Below are 16,495 nucleotides of genomic sequence, written 5' to 3' on the forward strand. Positions count from 1 at the left end.
TTTCCAGTGCGGTGCAGTACTTCTGGGATAAGAGAGCATCACAGGCGAAAGATCAGAATGACCGTGGTGTAAGAGATCAGGGCTTTCGTTCGGAGGCGACGGGCGGAAAGCATATGGATGGATTCTTCTCGCTGATCCGAAGTCTGCTCGTGGATATCGGAGTTCCCGAGGATGATATCTGCACGCAGAAGAGATCGCTCGATCTTCCAGGATACTTCCGTGCTGAAAAACAGTGGGATCTTATCGTCATCAAGCACTATCCCGACGGGAAGAGGGAACTTGTTGCTGTCCTTGAACTGAAATCCCAGAAGGGGCCTTCGTTCGGGAACAACATCAATAACCGGACCGAGGAGGTTTTAGGGAGCGCATACGATCTCTGGACTGCCTACCGCGAGGGAGCGTTCAGGACATCTCCCTCTCCCTGGTTAGGGTATATGCTGCTGCTTGAGGATTGCGAGGGGTCTCGAAGGAGCGTGAGGAACAATGAACCGCACTTTGAGGTATTTCCGGAGTTTAAGGGCGCTTCTTACATCGAACGCTATCGACAGACCTGTCTCAGGCTGGTGCGCGAAAGAGTCTATTCCGAGGTCTGCTACTTGCTTGCGAAGGAAGAGGATAGGGCGAAACCACGGAACTATTCCGAACCAGACGAGATTTTATCGGGATACCGGTTCCTGCGCTCCCTGTGTTCCCACCTGAGCAACTTTTACGAGATCGCGTAACGCTGTCTCTGACCCGTTGCCGTCAGCGGATCGGTTGCGGTCGCGTCAGCACCCGGAGTCATTGATCGGAGAGCGCACGAAGATGGGGGTCTCTACCCCATCGCCAGCACGAACCGCAGCGCCGCGACGATCATCGGCATCGTGATGAGGAGGATCAGCATCACCGTCACGAACCCGCTGATAGAGGCGACGACCTTCTGCGCGTATTGGGACCAGCCACGGCGCTCGAAGAACCGTTCCACGCCTTCCTTCATCATGTAGCCGCCGTCGAGCGGGACGATCGGGATGGCGTTGAACATCCCGACCAGCAGGTTGAACCACCCGGTCCAGAAGAGGAGATGAACCGTGCCCCAGAAGAGGGGGAACGGCTCCTCCCAGGCTATCTGCTCGGGGGTATCGACGAGCAGGATCCCGAGCTGCTGGGTGTTGCCCTGGATGAAGGCGTCGATCGGGGCTATCGTCAGGTAGAGGGGGGCAAGGAGCCCGAGATCCGCGACGTTCCCGATATGCTCCTTCACCGCGGGAGCACTGTAGTAGTAGACCCCCATGAACCCGGAATCCCGGTCGCCGTCGAGCGCCTCCGGCCACTCGGAGAGGGTGAGCGTGTAGGTGCTCTCGACCCCGTCTTTTGCGGCCGTCAGCGTGACCGTCTCTCCCGGCTGCGTCCCGTCCATGATCGCCGCAATCTCTTCCTGGCTTGCCACGGGAACACCGTTCACGCCCGTGATGATCGAGTAGCCGGGAATCCCCGCGTCGGCCGCGGGGTAGTCCTGGTAGACTCCCTGGACGAGCGGGACGGCAAGGGGCGTCGCCATCCCGAAAAGAAGGAACATCGCCACAAAGCATGCGAGGCCGAAAACTATGTTGTTCGTGATCCCGGCGCCGAACATCCGGATCTTGGGCATCCCCCTGGCCGCTTCCACGTCCTCCTCGTCGGGCTCGACGAACGCCCCTATCGGGATGACGGCGATGAGAAGGCCCATGCTCTTGACCCGCATATCCTCGACCCGGGCGAGGATGGCGTGACCGAACTCGTGGATGACGATCGTAAGGAGGAGGCCGAGGAAGACGGCCGCGGTGATCGGGATCGCCTGGTTGACGCCCGGTATCGCGAGGAGGTTTCTCGGATCGTAGATCCCGGTCGGCTCCGGGGTATGCACCAGATACTGGGGAACCGCGACGAGCAGGGCGAGGGTCATGAAGGCCGAGACCACGACGACCAGCAGGACCCCGAGCGTCGCATAGGCCCGGAGCACCGTCCCGAACTTCCGGAACCAGTCGAAGAAACCGACCCGCTCGGTCTTGATGGCGAGGACCGGGCCGAAGAACATGACGTGATCCTGAAACAGCCCTCGTTCACGGATGTAGTAGGCTATCAGGAGGTATGCCGCAACGAGGAGAAGGAGTATCTGGAGCCAGTTCATCACTCAGGATTAGGGCGCGCGAGGCATAAATTCTTGGTCAGGTGAAATCCTGCATCGTCGTCTGACAGAGATTCGTGACCGTCTTCCAGCTCCGGCGGGCGCAGGCCGGCGGGCTCCCGTGAGAGCGGATGTAGCCCCGGAGGAACTCGATGGTCGCCGGGTCGGAGGGGTAGCCGCTCCCGATCGCCCCGTACTGCCGCTCGAGTTCCCGGATTGCCCGGTCACGGGTGACTTTCGCGACGACGCTCGCCGCGCCGACGATCTTGTGCCGGGCGTCGGCGTGGTGTTCGGCGACGATCTCGCAGGGATAGTCGAGGAGCCCCGCAACCGTCCGCCCGTAGCGTTCCGCGTTCACGTCGCAGGCGTCCACGTAGGCGCACTCCGGCTGGAGGCTCATGAGCGCCTCGGCGTGAAGTTCGGCCACGCAGGCGTTCATGCTCATCCTGCTCCGGGCATCGTCGATCCCGGTGGCATCGATGGTGACGATCGCTATGGAAAAATCGCGGAAGAGGATCTCGTAGAGTGCCTCGCGCTGTTTCGGCCGGAGCGCCTTCGAGTCCCGGATGGGAAGGGCCGCAAGGTCCTCGATCTCGCGGCACCCGACGGCGGCGACGACCATCGGGCCGAGAACCGAACCCTTTCCTGCTTCGTCCACTCCGCAGATCACACAACCTGGTTTATTCGCAAGGTATTTCAATGCTGACGGTTGAATCCAGATGGATGTACACGATCATCATCGGCCTTGGAGGAATCGGCCGGAACCTGACTGCGATCGCCGTGAACGCCGGCGACTCCGTGGTGGTGATCGACCAGGACGAGGAACGCGCGAGCGATATCCTGGAGCACTACGATGTTCTTGCCATCACCGGGAACGCGACCGACAAATCGGTGCTCGAGGACGCGGGGATTGACCGGGCCGATGCTCTGGTCGCCACGACAAGCGACGACGCCGTGAACCTGATGACCTGCTGGCTCGCGAAACGCTACGACGTCGGCAACGTCGTCTCGATCGTCAACCAGAAAGAGCACTCCGATCTCTTCAACGAGGTCGGGGTGAGGATCAGCGAGAATCCCGACGAGCTGGTGGCGACCCGGCTCTACTACTGGGCGAAGAGCCCAAACCTCCAGCAGGTCGCCTCGATCCCCGGCGGCACCATCTTCGAGATCGTCGCCGACGAGGGCGCTCCCATCGTCGACCACGAGATCCGCGAACTCGAAGTCCGGGACTTCGTCTTCATCGCCATCCGGCGTGCCGGGGGCGACCTCATCATCCCGAGCGGCACCGTCCGTATTCGGCCGGGCGACATCATCACGGTGTTCACGAAAAAAGAGGCGGAGACGGAGACCTTAAAGACCCTCAACAAGCAGTTGATACGCTCAGGATAGCGTATCTTTGAGTGCTTTGAGTTCGAGGAGCAGTTTCGGGTTCCGCGTGATCAATTCTTTGATGAGAGCCAGGACCGAGAACTCTTTGAGGCTGATATTGGCAATTGATTCCGCGAGGGTGTTGAGTTTTGCATCGTCGAGGGTGACGAAGTACTCCTTGACCTTATAGTTCCGCTCGAGGATCGTGCCCATCCTCGATGTCCGCCACCCTGCATCGTAGGGCATCAGGGCCTCCTTCGAGCAGTTGCCCGCCGCTATGCACTCGGAGGCTACCTGTGCGGCGAGCCTGCCCGTGAGCATGGCGTTGCCGATCCCGCCGCCGGTGATGGGATCGACGACCCTTGCCGCGTCTCCGGCAACCATGAGCCCGTCGGCGACCGTGCAGGCGAGCGGCCGGCAGACCGGGACGCCGCCCGCGATCGCCTCGATCGTCTTACCGTTCGGGAAGTTCTTCGCGACGAACCGGTCAAGGTAGTCCTTTGCCCGGGACCCGTCCCGGCTCTTGCGGCCGGAGATGCCGATCCCGACGTTTGCCGTCCGGTCGCCCTTCGGGAAGACCCAGAGGTAACCTTCGGGCGCGATCTCGTTGCCCAGGTAGAAATCCGTCGAGCCTGCGTCGATATCGATATCGGTCATCAGGTACTGGGCGCAGCTCATCATCTCCCGGAGGGGGACGACGGTGTCGAGCCCGGCCCGACGGGCGAACTGCGCTTCCGTGCCGTCGGCGGCGATGACCACCTCGGCCCGGATATCCGCCGGCATGCCGACCGAGAGCACCTTCGCGCCCCGGACCGCTCCGTTCTCCATGATCGGCGCGGTCGCCCGGGTCTTGACGATCACGTCCGCCCCGGCCTCGGCAGCCTGCCAGACGAGTTCACGGTCGAATATCTTCCGGTCGAGGACGTAGCCGACCTCATTTCCCGCTTTGTCCTGTTCGAGACTGATGGTGGTGCCGTTCGGCGAGATGAGACGTGCTCGCTCGATATCGGCGGCTATCCAGCGCGGGTCGGGCTTGATGAACTCTTTTAAGAGTTCTTTGCCGATCCCCTCCGCACACCGGACGGGCGTGCCGATGGCGGCGCGCTTCTCGATGAGGCAGACCGTGTTTCCGGCTTCTGCTGCCGTCTTCGCCGCAAGAGCGCCGGCGGGCCCGCCCCCGATGATGAGGATATCGTAGTTATTCTTCATGGACGACCTCCAGTGCTCCGAGCGGGCACGCCCGTGCGCAGATACCGCAGGCGATGCATTCCCGCTCAAGGCTGAGGTACACATCGATCAGCTCGAGCGCATCCTCGGGACAGACTGCGACGCAGGTGCCGCAGTATCCACACTTGTCTCGGTTTATCCTGAGCATTGTACTCATAATGTCTTCTGTCCCGCAAAAACCTTTATGCTCCTCGCGCGAGTTGCAGCACCAGAATCTTCGTCCCTGATGCCGGATCTGTGCACCGTCGTCCCGCGCCGCCCGGAGCCGGGCGGCGAGACGGCCCACTGCTCCATTAAATAGGAGTTAGCACAAATTTATCTGGGTAACGTGAATGCCATGGGATTGAAGGGTGGACCCACGCAGGACGAAGTCATGGCCGTCTCGCTCGCAAAACTCGGCATCCTCCCGGGCGACCGGGTGGCCGATATCGGGTGCGGGACGGGAAAGATCGCCGTCGCTGCATCGAAGACGGCGGAGCGGGTCTACGCGATCGACCGCCGATCGGAGGCGATCGCGTATGCCCGGGCCGAGGCGGCTCGCGCCGGTGCAGAGAACATCGAGTTCTTCGAGGGCGATGCGGTGGAGATCCTCCCGGATCTGGGGGCGCTCGACGCCGCCTTTGTCGGGGGCTCCCGCCGCCTGCCGGAGGTCCTCGACCTCCTTGCCGATCAGGTGCGGGGGAAGATCGTCGTGAACGCGGTGATGGTCGGGACGCTTCATGAGGCGATAGCGAGCATGCAGCGCCTCGGGATCTTCGAGGAAGCCGTCCACGTCCAGGTCTCCCGGTCCGCCGGGATCGCCGGCGGGGTGATGTTCAAACCCATCAATCCCGTCTACATCGTCGTCGGGGGTGCCGGATGCTCGTAGGCGTGGGGCTCGGGCCCGGCGACCCGGAACTCCTGACCCTGCGGGCGGTCAGGCTCCTCCGGGAGGCAGCGGCGGTCTTTGTCCCCGGAAATCTTGCTTATGACCTGGTGAAGCCCTACCGGCCCGACGCCGCCGTCCTCAACTTCCCGATGACGAGCGACGAGGACTACATCCGAAGGTGCATGGAAGAGAACGCCGACCGGATTGCGCCGTACGCAGCGGACGGTCTTACCGTATTTGGGATCATCGGCGACCCGAACTTCTACTCGACCTTTTCACGGCTCTGCGAGGTGATTGCGGAGCGCTACCCGGAAGTCGCGTTTGCGACCGAGCCCGGGATCAGTTCCATCACGGCGTTTGCGTCGGTCGCGAACGTCCCGGTGGCCGGCGGATTTCTTGTCTCCGACGGGAACGGGCCGGAATCCCGGATCTTCATGAAAGTCAGGAAGCCGGCGGCGCTCGCGGCCTCTCTCTCGGAGGAGGGCTACTCGGAGTTCGTCCTCGTCGAGCGGATGTTCATGCCGGAGCAGCGGGTCTACCGGGGGGGCGATCTCCCCGAGAAGAGCGACTACTTCTCGATCCTCTTTGCGAGGCGGCCGCATGCATAAGTTCTACATCGTGGGTGCGGGGCCGGGGGCGCCGATCTCATCACCGTCCGGGGGATGGATCTCCTCCGGCGGGCGGACGTCCTCATCTACGCGGGTTCGCTCGTGAACCCGGAACTCGTGGAGAGATCGGGCGCAGGGCTGAAACTCGACAGCTGGGGGATGACCCTTGACGAGATCGTCGATGCCGTCGAGGAGCACGTCCGGGCGGGGAGGCTCGTCGTCCGGCTCCACTCCGGCGACCCGGCGCTCTACGGCGCGATCGTCGAGCAGATGGCGGAACTCGAGCGGCGCGGGATCGAGGCCGAGATCGTTCCGGGAGTATCGTCGCTCTTCGCGGCGGCTGCAGCCTTAAAGACCCAGTTCACCCTCCGCGACGTCTCCGAGAGCCTGGTCGTCACCCGCCCGGCGGGGGCGACGCTTGAATCGGACCTGATCCCCGAGCTCTCCCGCCTCGGGCAGACGATGGTGGTCTTCCTCGGAACCGAGCGGATGGAAGAGGTCCTCGCCCGGGTGGAGTGCCCGCCCGATACTCCTGCAGCGGTCGTTTACCACGCTTCCTGGCCCGACCAGAAGATCGTCCGGGGCACGGTGGCGGATATCGCGGCAAAGGCCCGGGCGGCCGGGATCGAGCGGACGGCGCTGATCGTCATCGGGAAGGTAGTGGATCCGGCGACGTCCGGGTTCGGGAGGTCGGTCCTCTACTCATGACCGGGACTGTCGTGATCGCGCTCGAGCGGTTCCTCCCCGACGCCCGCCGGATTGCGGACGCTCTCGGTGCCGACGTTCTCCCGTACGGCCCTGATGCCTTCCGGGCGGCGTTTGCCGGCTACGGCCGGATCGTCGCCCTGATGTCGGCCGGGATCGCCGTCCGGGGGATCGCGCCCCTCCTCACCGACAAGTGGCGCGACCCGGCGGTGGTGGTGGTCGGCCCGGATCTCCGCTACGCCGTCCCGGTTGTCGGCGGGCACCACGGCGGAAACGACCTGGCCCGGGAACTCGCCGCTCTCGGGATAGAGCCGGTGATCACGACCGCGACCGAGACCCGGGGGCGGGAGTCGGTCGAGGGGCTTGCCGCCCGCACGGGCTGTGACATCGTGAACCGTGACTCCACCCGGGCGGTGAACGCCGCGATGCTGGACGCCGACGTGCCTCTCTACGCCGTCGCCGGGCCGGGGATCGTCGTCGCGGGCCCGGGTGTCTCCCTCCTCGTCCGGGAGGGGGAGTACGTCGTCGGCGTCGGGTGCCGCAAGGGCATCGGCGCGGCCGGGGTGACGGCCGCCGTCCGGCAGGCGCTCGGAAAGGCCGGGATCGCCCCGGAAGAGGTGCTCGTCTATGCGACGACCGCAAAAAAGCGCGGCGAGACAGGGCTCATTGATGCCGTCGCGAACCTGGGCGGCAACCTCGTCTTCTTAGACGACGGGACATTGAACGCAGAGGAGGCTCCGTCGCCCTCGCGGGCCCCGCTGATCGGGCTTGCCGGGGTCGCGGAACCCGCGGCTCTCGCGATCGCGAAGCGAAAAGAACTGGTTCTTGTCAAACAGACATATGGTGGTGTCACTGTTGCAATCGCACGATAGCGGAGGACGGCTGTACATCGTCGGCACCGGCCCCGGTAACCTGCTGCAGATGACGCCCCGCGCCTTAAAAGCCCTCGGCGAGGCGGACTGCGTCATCGGCAACGGGTTCTATCTTGATCTTGTCGAGCCGATGCTCGCCGGAAAAGAGGTCGTCCGGAGCAGCATGGGCAAGGAGGTCGACCGGGCGGCAAAGGCGCTCGACCTCGCGCGCGACCGTGTCGTCGCGATGGTGAGCGGCGGCGACGCCGGCGTCTACGGGATGGCGAGCATCGTGCTCGAGGTGGCCGAACGGTCGGGCTCGCCAGTCGAGGTCGAGGTCGTCCCCGGGATCACGGCAGCGGTCTCGGCGGCGGCACGGCTCGGTTCGCCGCTCTCGGGCGACTACGTCACAATGAGCCTCTCGGATCTCCTGACCCCCCGGGAGGAGATCGAGCGGAGGCTCGACCTCGCGTTCCGGATGCGGGTGCCGGTCGTCCTCTACAACCCCCGTTCAAGAGGAAGGCCGCACAACCTTGATGCGGCGGTCGCGATCGCCCGCCGCCACCTCCCGGAGACGACGCCGGTCGGGGTGATCAAAAACGCCTACCGGGAGGGAGAGGAGCGCTTGATCACGACGCTTGGGGAGTTTGACGATCACTTCGCCTTCGTGGACATGCATTCGATCGTTTTTATCGGCGGAGAAGAGACCAGGATCTGGAGGGATGAGAATGGTGCGAGAGGAATCATCACGCCCCGGGGATACCACCGGAAATACGTATACTGACCTTGCGGCGGTCACGCCGGAGGCCTACGCGATAGCGAGCGCGAGCCGGAACCTGGCCCGGGAACGGGTGGGGAACACCACCCTCGAAGACCGGATCCGGCAGCGATGCTCGGTCGCGGTCGGCGACTTTGCGATGGCCGATCTCATGCGCTTCGCCGGCGGTCCGGTCGAGGCCGGGGTTGCTGCGCTTGCCTGCCGGGCGCCGATTATCGTCGATATCCGGATGGTGCAGGCGGGCATCCTGAAACGCGGGCACGCGAGCGAGGTCGTCTGCGTCCTCGACTACGGCGAGGATATCGCCCGCGAGCGCGGGATCACCCGGACGTCGGCGGGGTTCCTTGCCCTGCGCGACCGGCTGGAAGGGTCGGTCGTGGTCATCGGGAACGCTCCTTCGGCGCTTCTCGTCGTCTGCGAGATGATCCGGGAAGGAGTCCGGCCGGCGCTGGTCGTCGGAACCCCGGTGGGGTTCGTGAACGCCGCAGAGTCGAAGGGGATACTACGCACCATCGACGTGCCGTCGGTCTCGAACGCCGGCACCCGGGGCGGGACGCCGGTCGCGGTGGCGGCGATGAACGAGATCATCACGATTCATGCCGAGCGTGGAGGTCATGCGGGACCCGGTTACTGACTTCGAGTATCCCGGGGCGTGGGTGACGGCCTGCCGCTCCCCGGACCTTCTCGAAGACGTCCGGAGGGGACTTGCAGTCCTGACCGCATCGGGAACTGTCCTCCGGCGGGGGTTTTCGACCGGAACAACGGCGGCCGCGGCCTGCAAGGCTGCGATCCTCTCGCTCGCCTGCGTGACCATTCGGGAGGTGGACGTCACCCTCCCCTGCGGGATTACGGTCCGGTTCCCGGTCGACGGCTACCGCGGGCAGGCGTCCTGCCGCAAGGACGCCGGGGACTACACCGCGGATGTGACGGGGGGGCTTGAGTTCGTCGCGATGGCGGCCCCCTCCCTCTCCGGGGGAGTCCAGTTCGTCCCCGGCGAGGGTATCGGGAGTTTCGCCCGCGACACCCCCCGCCACCGGCAGGGGACGCCGGCGATCAGCGCCCCGGCGCTTGACTGCATCCGCCGCTCCATCGACGAGGCGGTGGAGGAGGCGGATCTCTCCGGGACGACGGTCATCCTCACGATCCCCCGGGGTGCGGAGGTGGCGCAGAAGACGCTGAATCCCCGGGTCGGGGTGCACGGGGGGATATCCGTCCTCGGGACGACCGGGTTCGTGGAGCCCTGGGACGACCATATGATAGAGGGCGTGATCGACCGCATCGCCCGGGCTCCCGGAGCGGTCGTGCTGACGACCGGCAGGCTCGGCCTGCGCTACTCCCGTCTCCTCTTCCCGGAGCACGAGGCGATCCTGGTCGGGAACAAACTCGAGGAGGCACTCCGGGCGGTCGACGGCGACACGGTCATCTGCGGGCTGCCCGGCCTGATCCTGAAGTTCATGAACCGCGACGTCCTTGCCGGAACCGGGTGCGTGACGGTGGAGGAACTCTCGGCGACCCAGCTCTGGGAGGAGACGGTCCGCCGGGAGCTTCGCGCATTCCAGGCGCGCTACCCCCGCGTCCGGGTGGTGATCGTCGACCGCGACGGCCGGATCATCGGGGAGTCGCCATGAAGATCGTCGGCGTGGGCTGCGGCCCCGGTATGCTGACCGCGGAGGCGGCAAGGGTCATCGCGGGCGCGTCGCTCGTCTACGGCTCCGCACGGGCGATCGCGCTTGCCCGCGACGCCATCCCGCCGGGCTGCGAGGTCAACGAGATCGAGGATTACCGGAGCCTCCGCTCCCTTCCGGCCCATGCGGTCGTCCTCTCGACGGGCGACCCGATGCTTGCGGGGCTCGGCTACCTCCCGGGCGACGTCGTCCCCGGGATCTCCTCCCTCCAGGTCGCGTTCGCCCGCCTGAAGGTTCCGCTGGCGCGGGCCGCGGTCGTCTCCGCCCACGGGAAGGATCACGACCGGGCGATAGCCGAAGCGCGGGAGGAGGCCGTGCGGGGCAGGGTCGTCTTCCTCGTCGCCGACCCGGCCTTCGACGTCGGGGCGCTCGCGGCCTCCCTCCCGCCCCGGACCCGGCTTGCCGTCTGCGAGGATCTCGGCTACCCGGCAGAACGGATCACTGTCGGGACGGCGGCACAGCCCCCGGCGCCGCTGGGCGAACTCTATGTGGTGGTGGCGGGGGCGTTTTAGAGGGTGTCCGATCTGGATACGTCACCAGGGGATAGGAGATGCATCCCCTTCTGGTTTTGAAGTCTCAGTACTTCACGAATTTCGGCACCCGACACTAAGCGGGGCGGCCTCGTAAAATTCGGTACCGAGGAGTTGGTAACGCCCGGACACCGGAGTTCGCGTTCTTCGCGCCTTCGCGTGAGGTGACGGTAGGCGTAGTGCCGAGATCTCACGCGAAGAGCGCGAAGCCGCGAAGTGCGACGGATGGGGCATCCGGAGCTTGAGAAGACCGAAGGTCTTCGAAGTGCGATGGTTCGTTAGAACCGGAGCATGAGCACCGCAGGTGCGAGCCGCGACGTTCCATCCGGCCCGGAGCATGAGCACCGCAGGTGCGAGCCGCGACGTTCCATCCGGCCCGGAGCATGAGCACCGCAGGTGCGAGCCGCGAAGAACGCGAAGAGATCTGTGGAATACTGAACGTCACGCTATTCCGCAGGCGGTTGGAACCACATATTCTACGCTGTGGAAGCCGCGAGACCCGCCGCGGCGCTCTCCTTCTTCCGGAACTCGTAGCCCGACCGGAGGAGATCGAGGAAGATTGCCTGGTACGCACCTCGTCTGCAGAGTTCGAGATGGTAGCGGTGCACCGTCGATTTCGTCCCGTATCTCACCGGCACGTCGCTCCAGGCGCACCCGGTGGTGAGGACGTAGAGAACCCCGTTGAAGAGGTTCCGGGGGTCGCGCCGGGGCCTGCCGATATGGGGTTTTTGAGGCGGGAGGTGTCTACGGACGATCTCCCAGAAGTCGTCGTCGATCTCCCGAAACGTCATGAGCGCCGCATACCCCGGCGAGACCTTATAGTTTTGGGACGGTTCGGACTCCCGCGGTCACGCCGGGCGGTAGTTCATGACGATGATCTCGCGGACCTCTCCCCGTTTCGTCCCATCGCAGTTGATTGCTCTCCTTGCCGGGACCCGGTCGATACGATACCCGGCGTAGAGGTCGTCGAAGAACCCGTCTTCGGGGTCGGCGTTCCTGGGATCGGAGTTGCTCAGCATGAGTTTCGCGCCCTTTGCGCCGCAGCGTGCATAAAACTCCGCCAGACGCCTCTGCTCCTCGTCGGAGAACCTGTTCTTCGAGTACTGCGTGAACGACGACGTCCGGTTCAGCGGCCGGTAGGGCGGGTCGAAGTAGACGAAGGTGTCCTCTGCGATGTACGGCTCCGCCTGCGTGAAGTCGCCGAGATGGATGGTCGTGTTCCGGAACGCGAGCGAGTCGGCCCGGAGCACCTCTTCGTGCAGGATCTTCGGCTTTTTGTACCTGCCGAACGGGACGTTGAACCCGCCCCGGGAGTTCACCCGGTAAAGGCCGTTGAAGCACGTCCTGTTGAGGAAGATGAACCGTCCCGCCCGTTCGACCCACGCGTCACCGTACCCGGTAAAGTCGATCTCCTGCTTCTCGCGATTGAATGTATCCCTGACAGCGTAGTAGTAGTCCCTGCGCCCCGAATCGTCTTTTGAAAGAAACTCGTCTTCGACGTCGCGCAGGTATTCGATGAGAGCGGGGGCGTCGTTTTTCACGACGGTGTAGGCGAGGACGAGGTCCTCGTTGATGTCGAAGAGGTGGCACTCCCTGAACGCAAAAGTGCTGTTGAAGTGAAAATAGACCGCTCCGCCGCCCATGAACGGTTCGACAAAGACCGGAAGGGTCCCCTCGGCGAGTTCCCGCGGAACTCGGGCGGCGAACGCATCGAGCAGTTGCGCTTTCCCGCCTGCCCACTTGAGGAACGGTCGTGCGGTGGGTGTTGCCATCGGTCTCTTCTCATCGGGATGAATGCTGCAGGAGAAGTTGGTCTTGAAGGGCATTAGCGTTGTCCGTCTCCTGCGTCGGGTTCAGCCGCTACCGCCCGTTCGAGCACCCTGATTTTGGGCTTTGTTAAACCCCTCTCCTCGGAGGACGAATCACCTCCGGATTATCTATACGTCGCCGATTCACGCGAAGACGCGAAGAACGCGAAGGAGTCCATCAGTACCCATCCAGACTTCGCGCCTTCGCGTCTTCGCGTGAGGCCACGTCACTGACTTCTATTGGTAATCGGGAGTTATCCAGAGATTGTGGCAAGCAGTTCAATCTGGCCGTTTTTTTAGCATCTTCTCGATTGCCCACCGGCCCCGGCCGAGTTCACTTCCCAGGATCTCGACCGCCCTCTTCTTCGTCTCGCCGGACTCGATGAGCGCGGCGAACCGGGAGACGAGGATCTCGCGGTCGGTCTCCGTCCAGGGTCTGCCCCGGTTCGCCGGCTCCCCGGTCTCCGGTGTCCGGAGCGTGGAAAGCAGGCAGCCCGGCCGGGTATCCCGCAGTTCTGCGATCTTCAGGTCGAAGACCTGCTTTGAGGCCTCGAACCCGGTCGCCCGGCGGTTGAGGGCGACGGCCACCTTTGCGGTCGTAAATCCGCCAAGGAACATATCGCAGACGAGATCGCCTTCGTTGCTGCTGTACTGGATCATCTTTACGAGCAGTGCCGTCGGCAGTTCGTTCTTGTTCTTCGCCTGTCCCGGTTTGTACTCGCGGTTGATGCACCAGACGTCTTCGCGGTCGCGGTAGTTCAGCGACCCGTTGTCCGGCCCCCTCTCCCCGGTTCCGTAGCGCGACTCCAGGTTGAACGTCCGCTCGCCGCCCGGTTTTTCGTAGAAGAGGATGTGGTAGTGGGAGGAGACGTATTTTCTGCTCGTGTAGACGCCGAAATTGTAGCGCCAGATGATATGGTTGACCTCGCGAAGGTGCGTCTGCCGTAGCGCGTGGAGGATGTGGTAGAGGTTCGTGTAGCCCGAGACGATGTAGATCGACCCGCCCGGCCTTAATATCCGTTCGGCTTCCCGGATCCACCTCTGGCTGAACTCCCCGTAATCGGATGCGGGGACCTCGACGTAGCCGTCGACGACGAACGCCTCGTCACGGTTGTAGTGCTGGTGCAACCGGTCGCCGTTGATGCCGTAGGGAGGGTCGGTGACGATCAGGTCGACCGAGTCGTCGGGGATATGCGCTCTTGCCCCCGCGATGCAGTCGCCGTTGTAGAATATGTTGCCGTTGATCTCCTCGGACCTCATAATTTTCCTCGGCGGCATGTTGCGGGCTCTACGTACAGTACAACCGTACGGGCATAAGAGATACTCGTTGTGATTGCGGTTCGTCTCCCGGTACATTCAGGAGAACCGGAGAGTTCGTCCCGCACCGGAGCGGGGGGCAGCGCGCCTTCGCGTGAGGTCACATTACCGCCTCTATTGATAACTGAGTGCTATTCGAAGGTTGTGTGAAGCATTTCAACTGAGCCGCTATTTCCGTCACCGGGGCGAGCGTTCCCGGAGGCGTTTCTCGCGCAGTTTCAGGCCGGTGAAGACGGCGAGAACTGCGACGACGATCGCGGCCAGGATGCCGATTCCGAGCGCTTGGTTCTGCCGGTAGATGTCCAGGAGCACGTCGGAGCCGAGAGCGAGGGCGAGGCTGGAGGCGAGCGATCCGGCGCAGACGCAGGCAAAGACCCGGGCCTGATCCAGCCCCAGCAGCCGGCCGAGAATCGACCCGTTCATCGCACCGGTCCCTGGAGCGGGAAAAAGACGAAGAGAACGAGCCCGATCGTTGAGAATCGCCGGATCCACGGCCGGGTATCGGTGTAGTTCCGGCCCGCCGCCATCCCGCTCTCGAGCAACCGGCCGATGAGCGGGATCTTCAGCGCCAGGTCGAAGTTCCAGACGACAAAGAGGGAGACGGCCACGTCGAGGAGAACGATCGCGAGGGTGATGAGCCACCAGGGGTAACCCATCACGATCGCGATGGGAATGATCGACTCCTTCCCGGCCGGGGGGACGAAGTAGGCGGCGAGCAGTCCCGAGATGACGAGGAACTGCTGGTAGGGCTCGATCAGGTAGAGCGCTGCAAAAATAGCCAGGGCGATGGCGATCGGGAGGATGAATTTTATGGGGCCGGCAAGGTAGGGGTTTGCGAGGAGCGCCTTCCAGCCCTCCGGCCCGGGTATATTGGTGGTATCGTCTGCGCTCATAGGTCGATCTCCGGCAGGGAGATACTCAATTCAGATTGGGGTTTTGGGGTTAATACGTTATCTGCAGGGGTTCCAGCAGGTTCAAGTTCATGAAGCGCAAGGATAGGTAGCATGACCCCTGTCCCCGTCACCCGGCCGCCTCGTGCCCTCCCCGTTGTCGATGCCGGCACCCGGGAGAGCGCCTTGTGCACGATCGCGAACGTCGCGACCGCGCTCGAGACCCTGCGCGAGGTGAGAAAGCACGTTCGCGGCGACCACAAGCGGCGCCTCGACGACGTCGCGGTGGTCCTCCGTGTCGCCGCGCTCGATGCCCAGGCGACCTACGCGATCACCGACGAAGAGGCCCGGTCGTTCATCCGGGACTGTCGCTCGAGGTGAGGTCGCCGGGCAGCACCGGCTCGGTGAGGGCGTGGACGAAGCGCTCCCACCTGTCCGTACCGTCCCCGACGTAGTCCCGGACAATCCGGTAGCCCTGCGCGAGAGCCACCGGGTACGCCCGGAACTCCTCGATGAACCGGAGACGCACCTGTGCCGCTTTCGGGTCGAGGAGCAGGACGTCCTGGAGGAGCCGGAACGCCTCCTCCCGTGACAGCGCACCACCGAGGTACCCGTGGGCCACACGGGCGTTTCCCGTGAGGTTCAGGGCCGTGGACGCGGTAACGACGGCATCGAAGAGATCGGCATCCGCCGGCTCGAATCCGGCCAGGGGGAAGAGAACTTCCTCGAAGAACCGCGCCCGCTCGGGCGCGGGGAAGATCATCTCCTCTCCGAGCACGGCGCCCCCTTCGGCGACCGTCGCGATCGGCGACGCCAGGGTGACGACCGAATGCTCGATCCAGCCCCGGGCACGGACGAGTGCCGCCTCCCGGATCGCCCGCATCGTGTGGCGGCCGGGGTAACCCTCGTGGCAGGCGTAGGCAAGTGCCCGGTCGACGGTGACCGGCAGATCGGCGTTCACCCGGATGAGGCTCGTCCCGTCCCCGAGGTAGCGGACGTACGCTTCCCATGGCTCCCCGGAGGCGTAGCCGATCTCGAGCCGCTCCCCCGCCGGGAGCAGCAGGCGTTCAGCCGTCCTGCGGCGGCTTTCGGCAAATGCTGCCGCAAAGACCGGTTCCAGCCCCCCTGGCGGGATGACGAACGAGTCCATGTACGCCCTGTAGCGGGCGGAGAGGTCGCCGTTTCCGGGAAGACGGGAATCGAGCACTGCGTGCGGTTCATCGTACCAGGCGGGGTCGTCTTCAGGCGCCGCGACCCCGTAGAGTGCCTCGATCTCGGCATCGAAGGTGGTGCTCTCCCCCGCGAGGATTCCGGCACGGGCTTCGAGCGCCCGGATCATCTCCCGCAGGTGGGTGTGGCGCATGCGTCCGGCACCTTCCAGACGGTCGGGGTCGATCCTGTCCAGGGTGGCAAGGAGGTCTGCGGCGTACCCGGCGATGCGATCCGGCGGGACCGTGACCATGAGCGCCTCGTCCCGCACCGCCGCCGGGCCGAAATAGGCATCCACGAACACCGGATCGTGTGTCCCGAGCCAGAGCGCGCATTTGACGTAAAACCGCGCCACGGCGTCCATATCCCTGGCCTCGGCGGCGTTCTTCCCGGTGTAGGTTGAAGGCTCCATCCATCACCTCGTGCTAAATTATGCGCTCCACGGCTACTTAACCGCCGTGATCCGCATCCGTCTGCATAGGGTTTAACCGGTTCCGCGCCAACCTCT

20 protein-coding genes and 1 pseudogene are annotated in these 16,495 nt (G+C 64.3%); 11 read left to right on the plus strand and 10 right to left on the minus strand.

Features of this window, described 5'->3' with window-relative positions:
* A partial coding sequence (locus tag EI28_RS09025; protein ID WP_155937330.1) for a PaeR7I family type II restriction endonuclease occupies positions 1-722 on the plus strand: 722 nt, incomplete at its 5' end.
* Positions 723-814: 92 nt separating this feature from the next.
* Here EI28_RS09025 and EI28_RS09030 read toward each other — a convergent pair.
* A complete protein-coding gene (locus EI28_RS09030; RefSeq protein WP_048114287.1) occupies positions 815-2,146 on the minus strand; it encodes a site-2 protease family protein in 1,332 nt (443 codons plus the stop codon).
* A gap of 37 nt (positions 2,147-2,183) precedes the next feature.
* On the minus strand, positions 2,184-2,801 hold the full coding sequence (rnhB, locus tag EI28_RS09035; RefSeq protein WP_082223143.1) for a ribonuclease HII: 618 nt from the start codon (positions 2,799-2,801) through the stop codon (positions 2,184-2,186).
* Between the two features lie 65 nt (positions 2,802-2,866).
* On the opposite strand from rnhB, the gene EI28_RS09040 reads away from it, so the two are divergent.
* Entirely contained in the window at positions 2,867-3,532 is a 666-nt protein-coding gene (locus EI28_RS09040; protein WP_048114289.1) for a TrkA family potassium uptake protein, read from the plus strand.
* Here EI28_RS09040 and EI28_RS09045 read toward each other — a convergent pair.
* Positions 3,524-4,720, minus strand: coding sequence for an NAD(P)/FAD-dependent oxidoreductase (locus EI28_RS09045; RefSeq protein ID WP_048114290.1), 1,197 nt, complete (start codon positions 4,718-4,720; stop codon positions 3,524-3,526). The genes EI28_RS09040 and EI28_RS09045 overlap by 9 nt on opposite strands.
* Positions 4,710-4,886 carry a 4Fe-4S binding protein gene (locus EI28_RS09050; protein ID WP_048114291.1) on the minus strand — a complete coding sequence of 59 codons (177 nt, stop codon included), beginning with the start codon at positions 4,884-4,886 and terminating at the stop codon, positions 4,710-4,712. The genes EI28_RS09045 and EI28_RS09050 overlap by 11 nt, the downstream gene beginning before the upstream one ends.
* Before the next feature lie 189 nt (positions 4,887-5,075).
* Between EI28_RS09050 and cbiT the strand changes: the two genes are divergently transcribed.
* From cbiT to EI28_RS09090, 8 genes and pseudogenes are all read left to right on the plus strand, one after another.
* Positions 5,076-5,606, plus strand: a complete 531-nt coding sequence (cbiT, locus tag EI28_RS09055) for a precorrin-6Y C5,15-methyltransferase (decarboxylating) subunit CbiT (protein ID WP_048114292.1) — start codon at positions 5,076-5,078, stop codon at positions 5,604-5,606.
* Positions 5,597-6,214, plus strand: a complete 618-nt coding sequence (locus EI28_RS09060) for a cobalt-factor II C(20)-methyltransferase (RefSeq protein ID WP_048114293.1) — start codon at positions 5,597-5,599, stop codon at positions 6,212-6,214. Before cbiT ends, EI28_RS09060 begins: the two co-directional genes overlap by 10 nt.
* Positions 6,207-6,922 (plus strand): annotated as a pseudogene (locus EI28_RS09065) (cobalt-precorrin-4/precorrin-4 C(11)-methyltransferase). Before EI28_RS09060 ends, EI28_RS09065 begins: the two are co-directional and overlap by 8 nt.
* Entirely contained in the window at positions 6,919-7,791 is an 873-nt protein-coding gene (gene cbiG / locus EI28_RS09070) for a cobalt-precorrin 5A hydrolase (protein WP_048114294.1), read from the plus strand. The pseudogene EI28_RS09065 and the gene cbiG overlap by 4 nt, the downstream one beginning before the upstream one ends.
* Positions 7,760-8,554 carry a precorrin-3B C(17)-methyltransferase gene (gene cobJ, locus EI28_RS09075; RefSeq protein WP_048114295.1) on the plus strand — a complete coding sequence of 265 codons (795 nt, stop codon included), beginning with the start codon at positions 7,760-7,762 and terminating at the stop codon, positions 8,552-8,554. Before cbiG ends, cobJ begins: the two co-directional genes overlap by 32 nt.
* Positions 8,499-9,182, plus strand: coding sequence for a precorrin-8X methylmutase (locus tag EI28_RS09080; protein WP_369792280.1), 684 nt, complete (start codon positions 8,499-8,501; stop codon positions 9,180-9,182). Before cobJ ends, EI28_RS09080 begins: the two co-directional genes overlap by 56 nt.
* Positions 9,163-10,176 carry a cobalt-precorrin-5B (C(1))-methyltransferase gene (locus tag EI28_RS09085; RefSeq protein WP_048114317.1) on the plus strand — a complete coding sequence of 338 codons (1,014 nt, stop codon included), beginning with the start codon at positions 9,163-9,165 and terminating at the stop codon, positions 10,174-10,176. The genes EI28_RS09080 and EI28_RS09085 overlap by 20 nt, the downstream gene beginning before the upstream one ends.
* The gene (locus EI28_RS09090; RefSeq protein ID WP_048114296.1) at positions 10,173-10,745 is read left to right on the plus strand and encodes a cobalt-precorrin-7 (C(5))-methyltransferase; all 573 of its coding nucleotides are present in this window, start codon (positions 10,173-10,175) and stop codon (positions 10,743-10,745) included. Before EI28_RS09085 ends, EI28_RS09090 begins: the two co-directional genes overlap by 4 nt.
* Positions 10,746-11,239: 494 nt before the next feature.
* Here EI28_RS09090 and EI28_RS09095 read toward each other — a convergent pair whose 3' ends face one another.
* From EI28_RS09095 to EI28_RS09110, 5 genes are all read right to left on the minus strand, one after another.
* Positions 11,240-11,554 (minus strand): transposase, encoded by a 315-nt coding sequence (locus tag EI28_RS09095; RefSeq protein ID WP_048114297.1) that lies wholly within the window; start codon positions 11,552-11,554, stop codon positions 11,240-11,242.
* 57 nt (positions 11,555-11,611) lie between these two features.
* Entirely contained in the window at positions 11,612-12,535 is a 924-nt protein-coding gene (locus EI28_RS09100) for a DNA adenine methylase (RefSeq protein WP_048114318.1), read from the minus strand.
* Between the two features lie 315 nt (positions 12,536-12,850).
* Positions 12,851-13,831 (minus strand): site-specific DNA-methyltransferase, encoded by a 981-nt coding sequence (locus EI28_RS09105; RefSeq protein WP_048114298.1) that lies wholly within the window; start codon positions 13,829-13,831, stop codon positions 12,851-12,853.
* Positions 13,832-14,065: 234 nt separating this feature from the next.
* On the minus strand, positions 14,066-14,311 hold the full coding sequence (locus EI28_RS14875) for a hypothetical protein (RefSeq protein ID WP_231476683.1): 246 nt from the start codon (positions 14,309-14,311) through the stop codon (positions 14,066-14,068).
* Positions 14,308-14,781 (minus strand): small multi-drug export protein, encoded by a 474-nt coding sequence (locus EI28_RS09110; protein WP_231476684.1) that lies wholly within the window; start codon positions 14,779-14,781, stop codon positions 14,308-14,310. The genes EI28_RS14875 and EI28_RS09110 overlap by 4 nt, the downstream gene beginning before the upstream one ends.
* Before the next feature lie 111 nt (positions 14,782-14,892).
* On the opposite strand from EI28_RS09110, the gene EI28_RS09115 reads away from it, so the two are divergent.
* Positions 14,893-15,159 (plus strand): hypothetical protein, encoded by a 267-nt coding sequence (locus EI28_RS09115; RefSeq protein ID WP_048114299.1) that lies wholly within the window; start codon positions 14,893-14,895, stop codon positions 15,157-15,159.
* On the opposite strand, the gene EI28_RS09120 is transcribed toward EI28_RS09115, so the two are convergent.
* On the minus strand, positions 15,134-16,399 hold the full coding sequence (locus tag EI28_RS09120) for a hypothetical protein (RefSeq protein ID WP_048114300.1): 1,266 nt from the start codon (positions 16,397-16,399) through the stop codon (positions 15,134-15,136). The genes EI28_RS09115 and EI28_RS09120 overlap by 26 nt on opposite strands.
* Positions 16,400-16,495: the final 96 nt, after the last annotated feature.

The organism is Methanoculleus sp. MH98A, assembly GCF_000691865.1.
Classification (GTDB): Archaea; Halobacteriota; Methanomicrobia; order Methanomicrobiales; family Methanoculleaceae; genus Methanoculleus.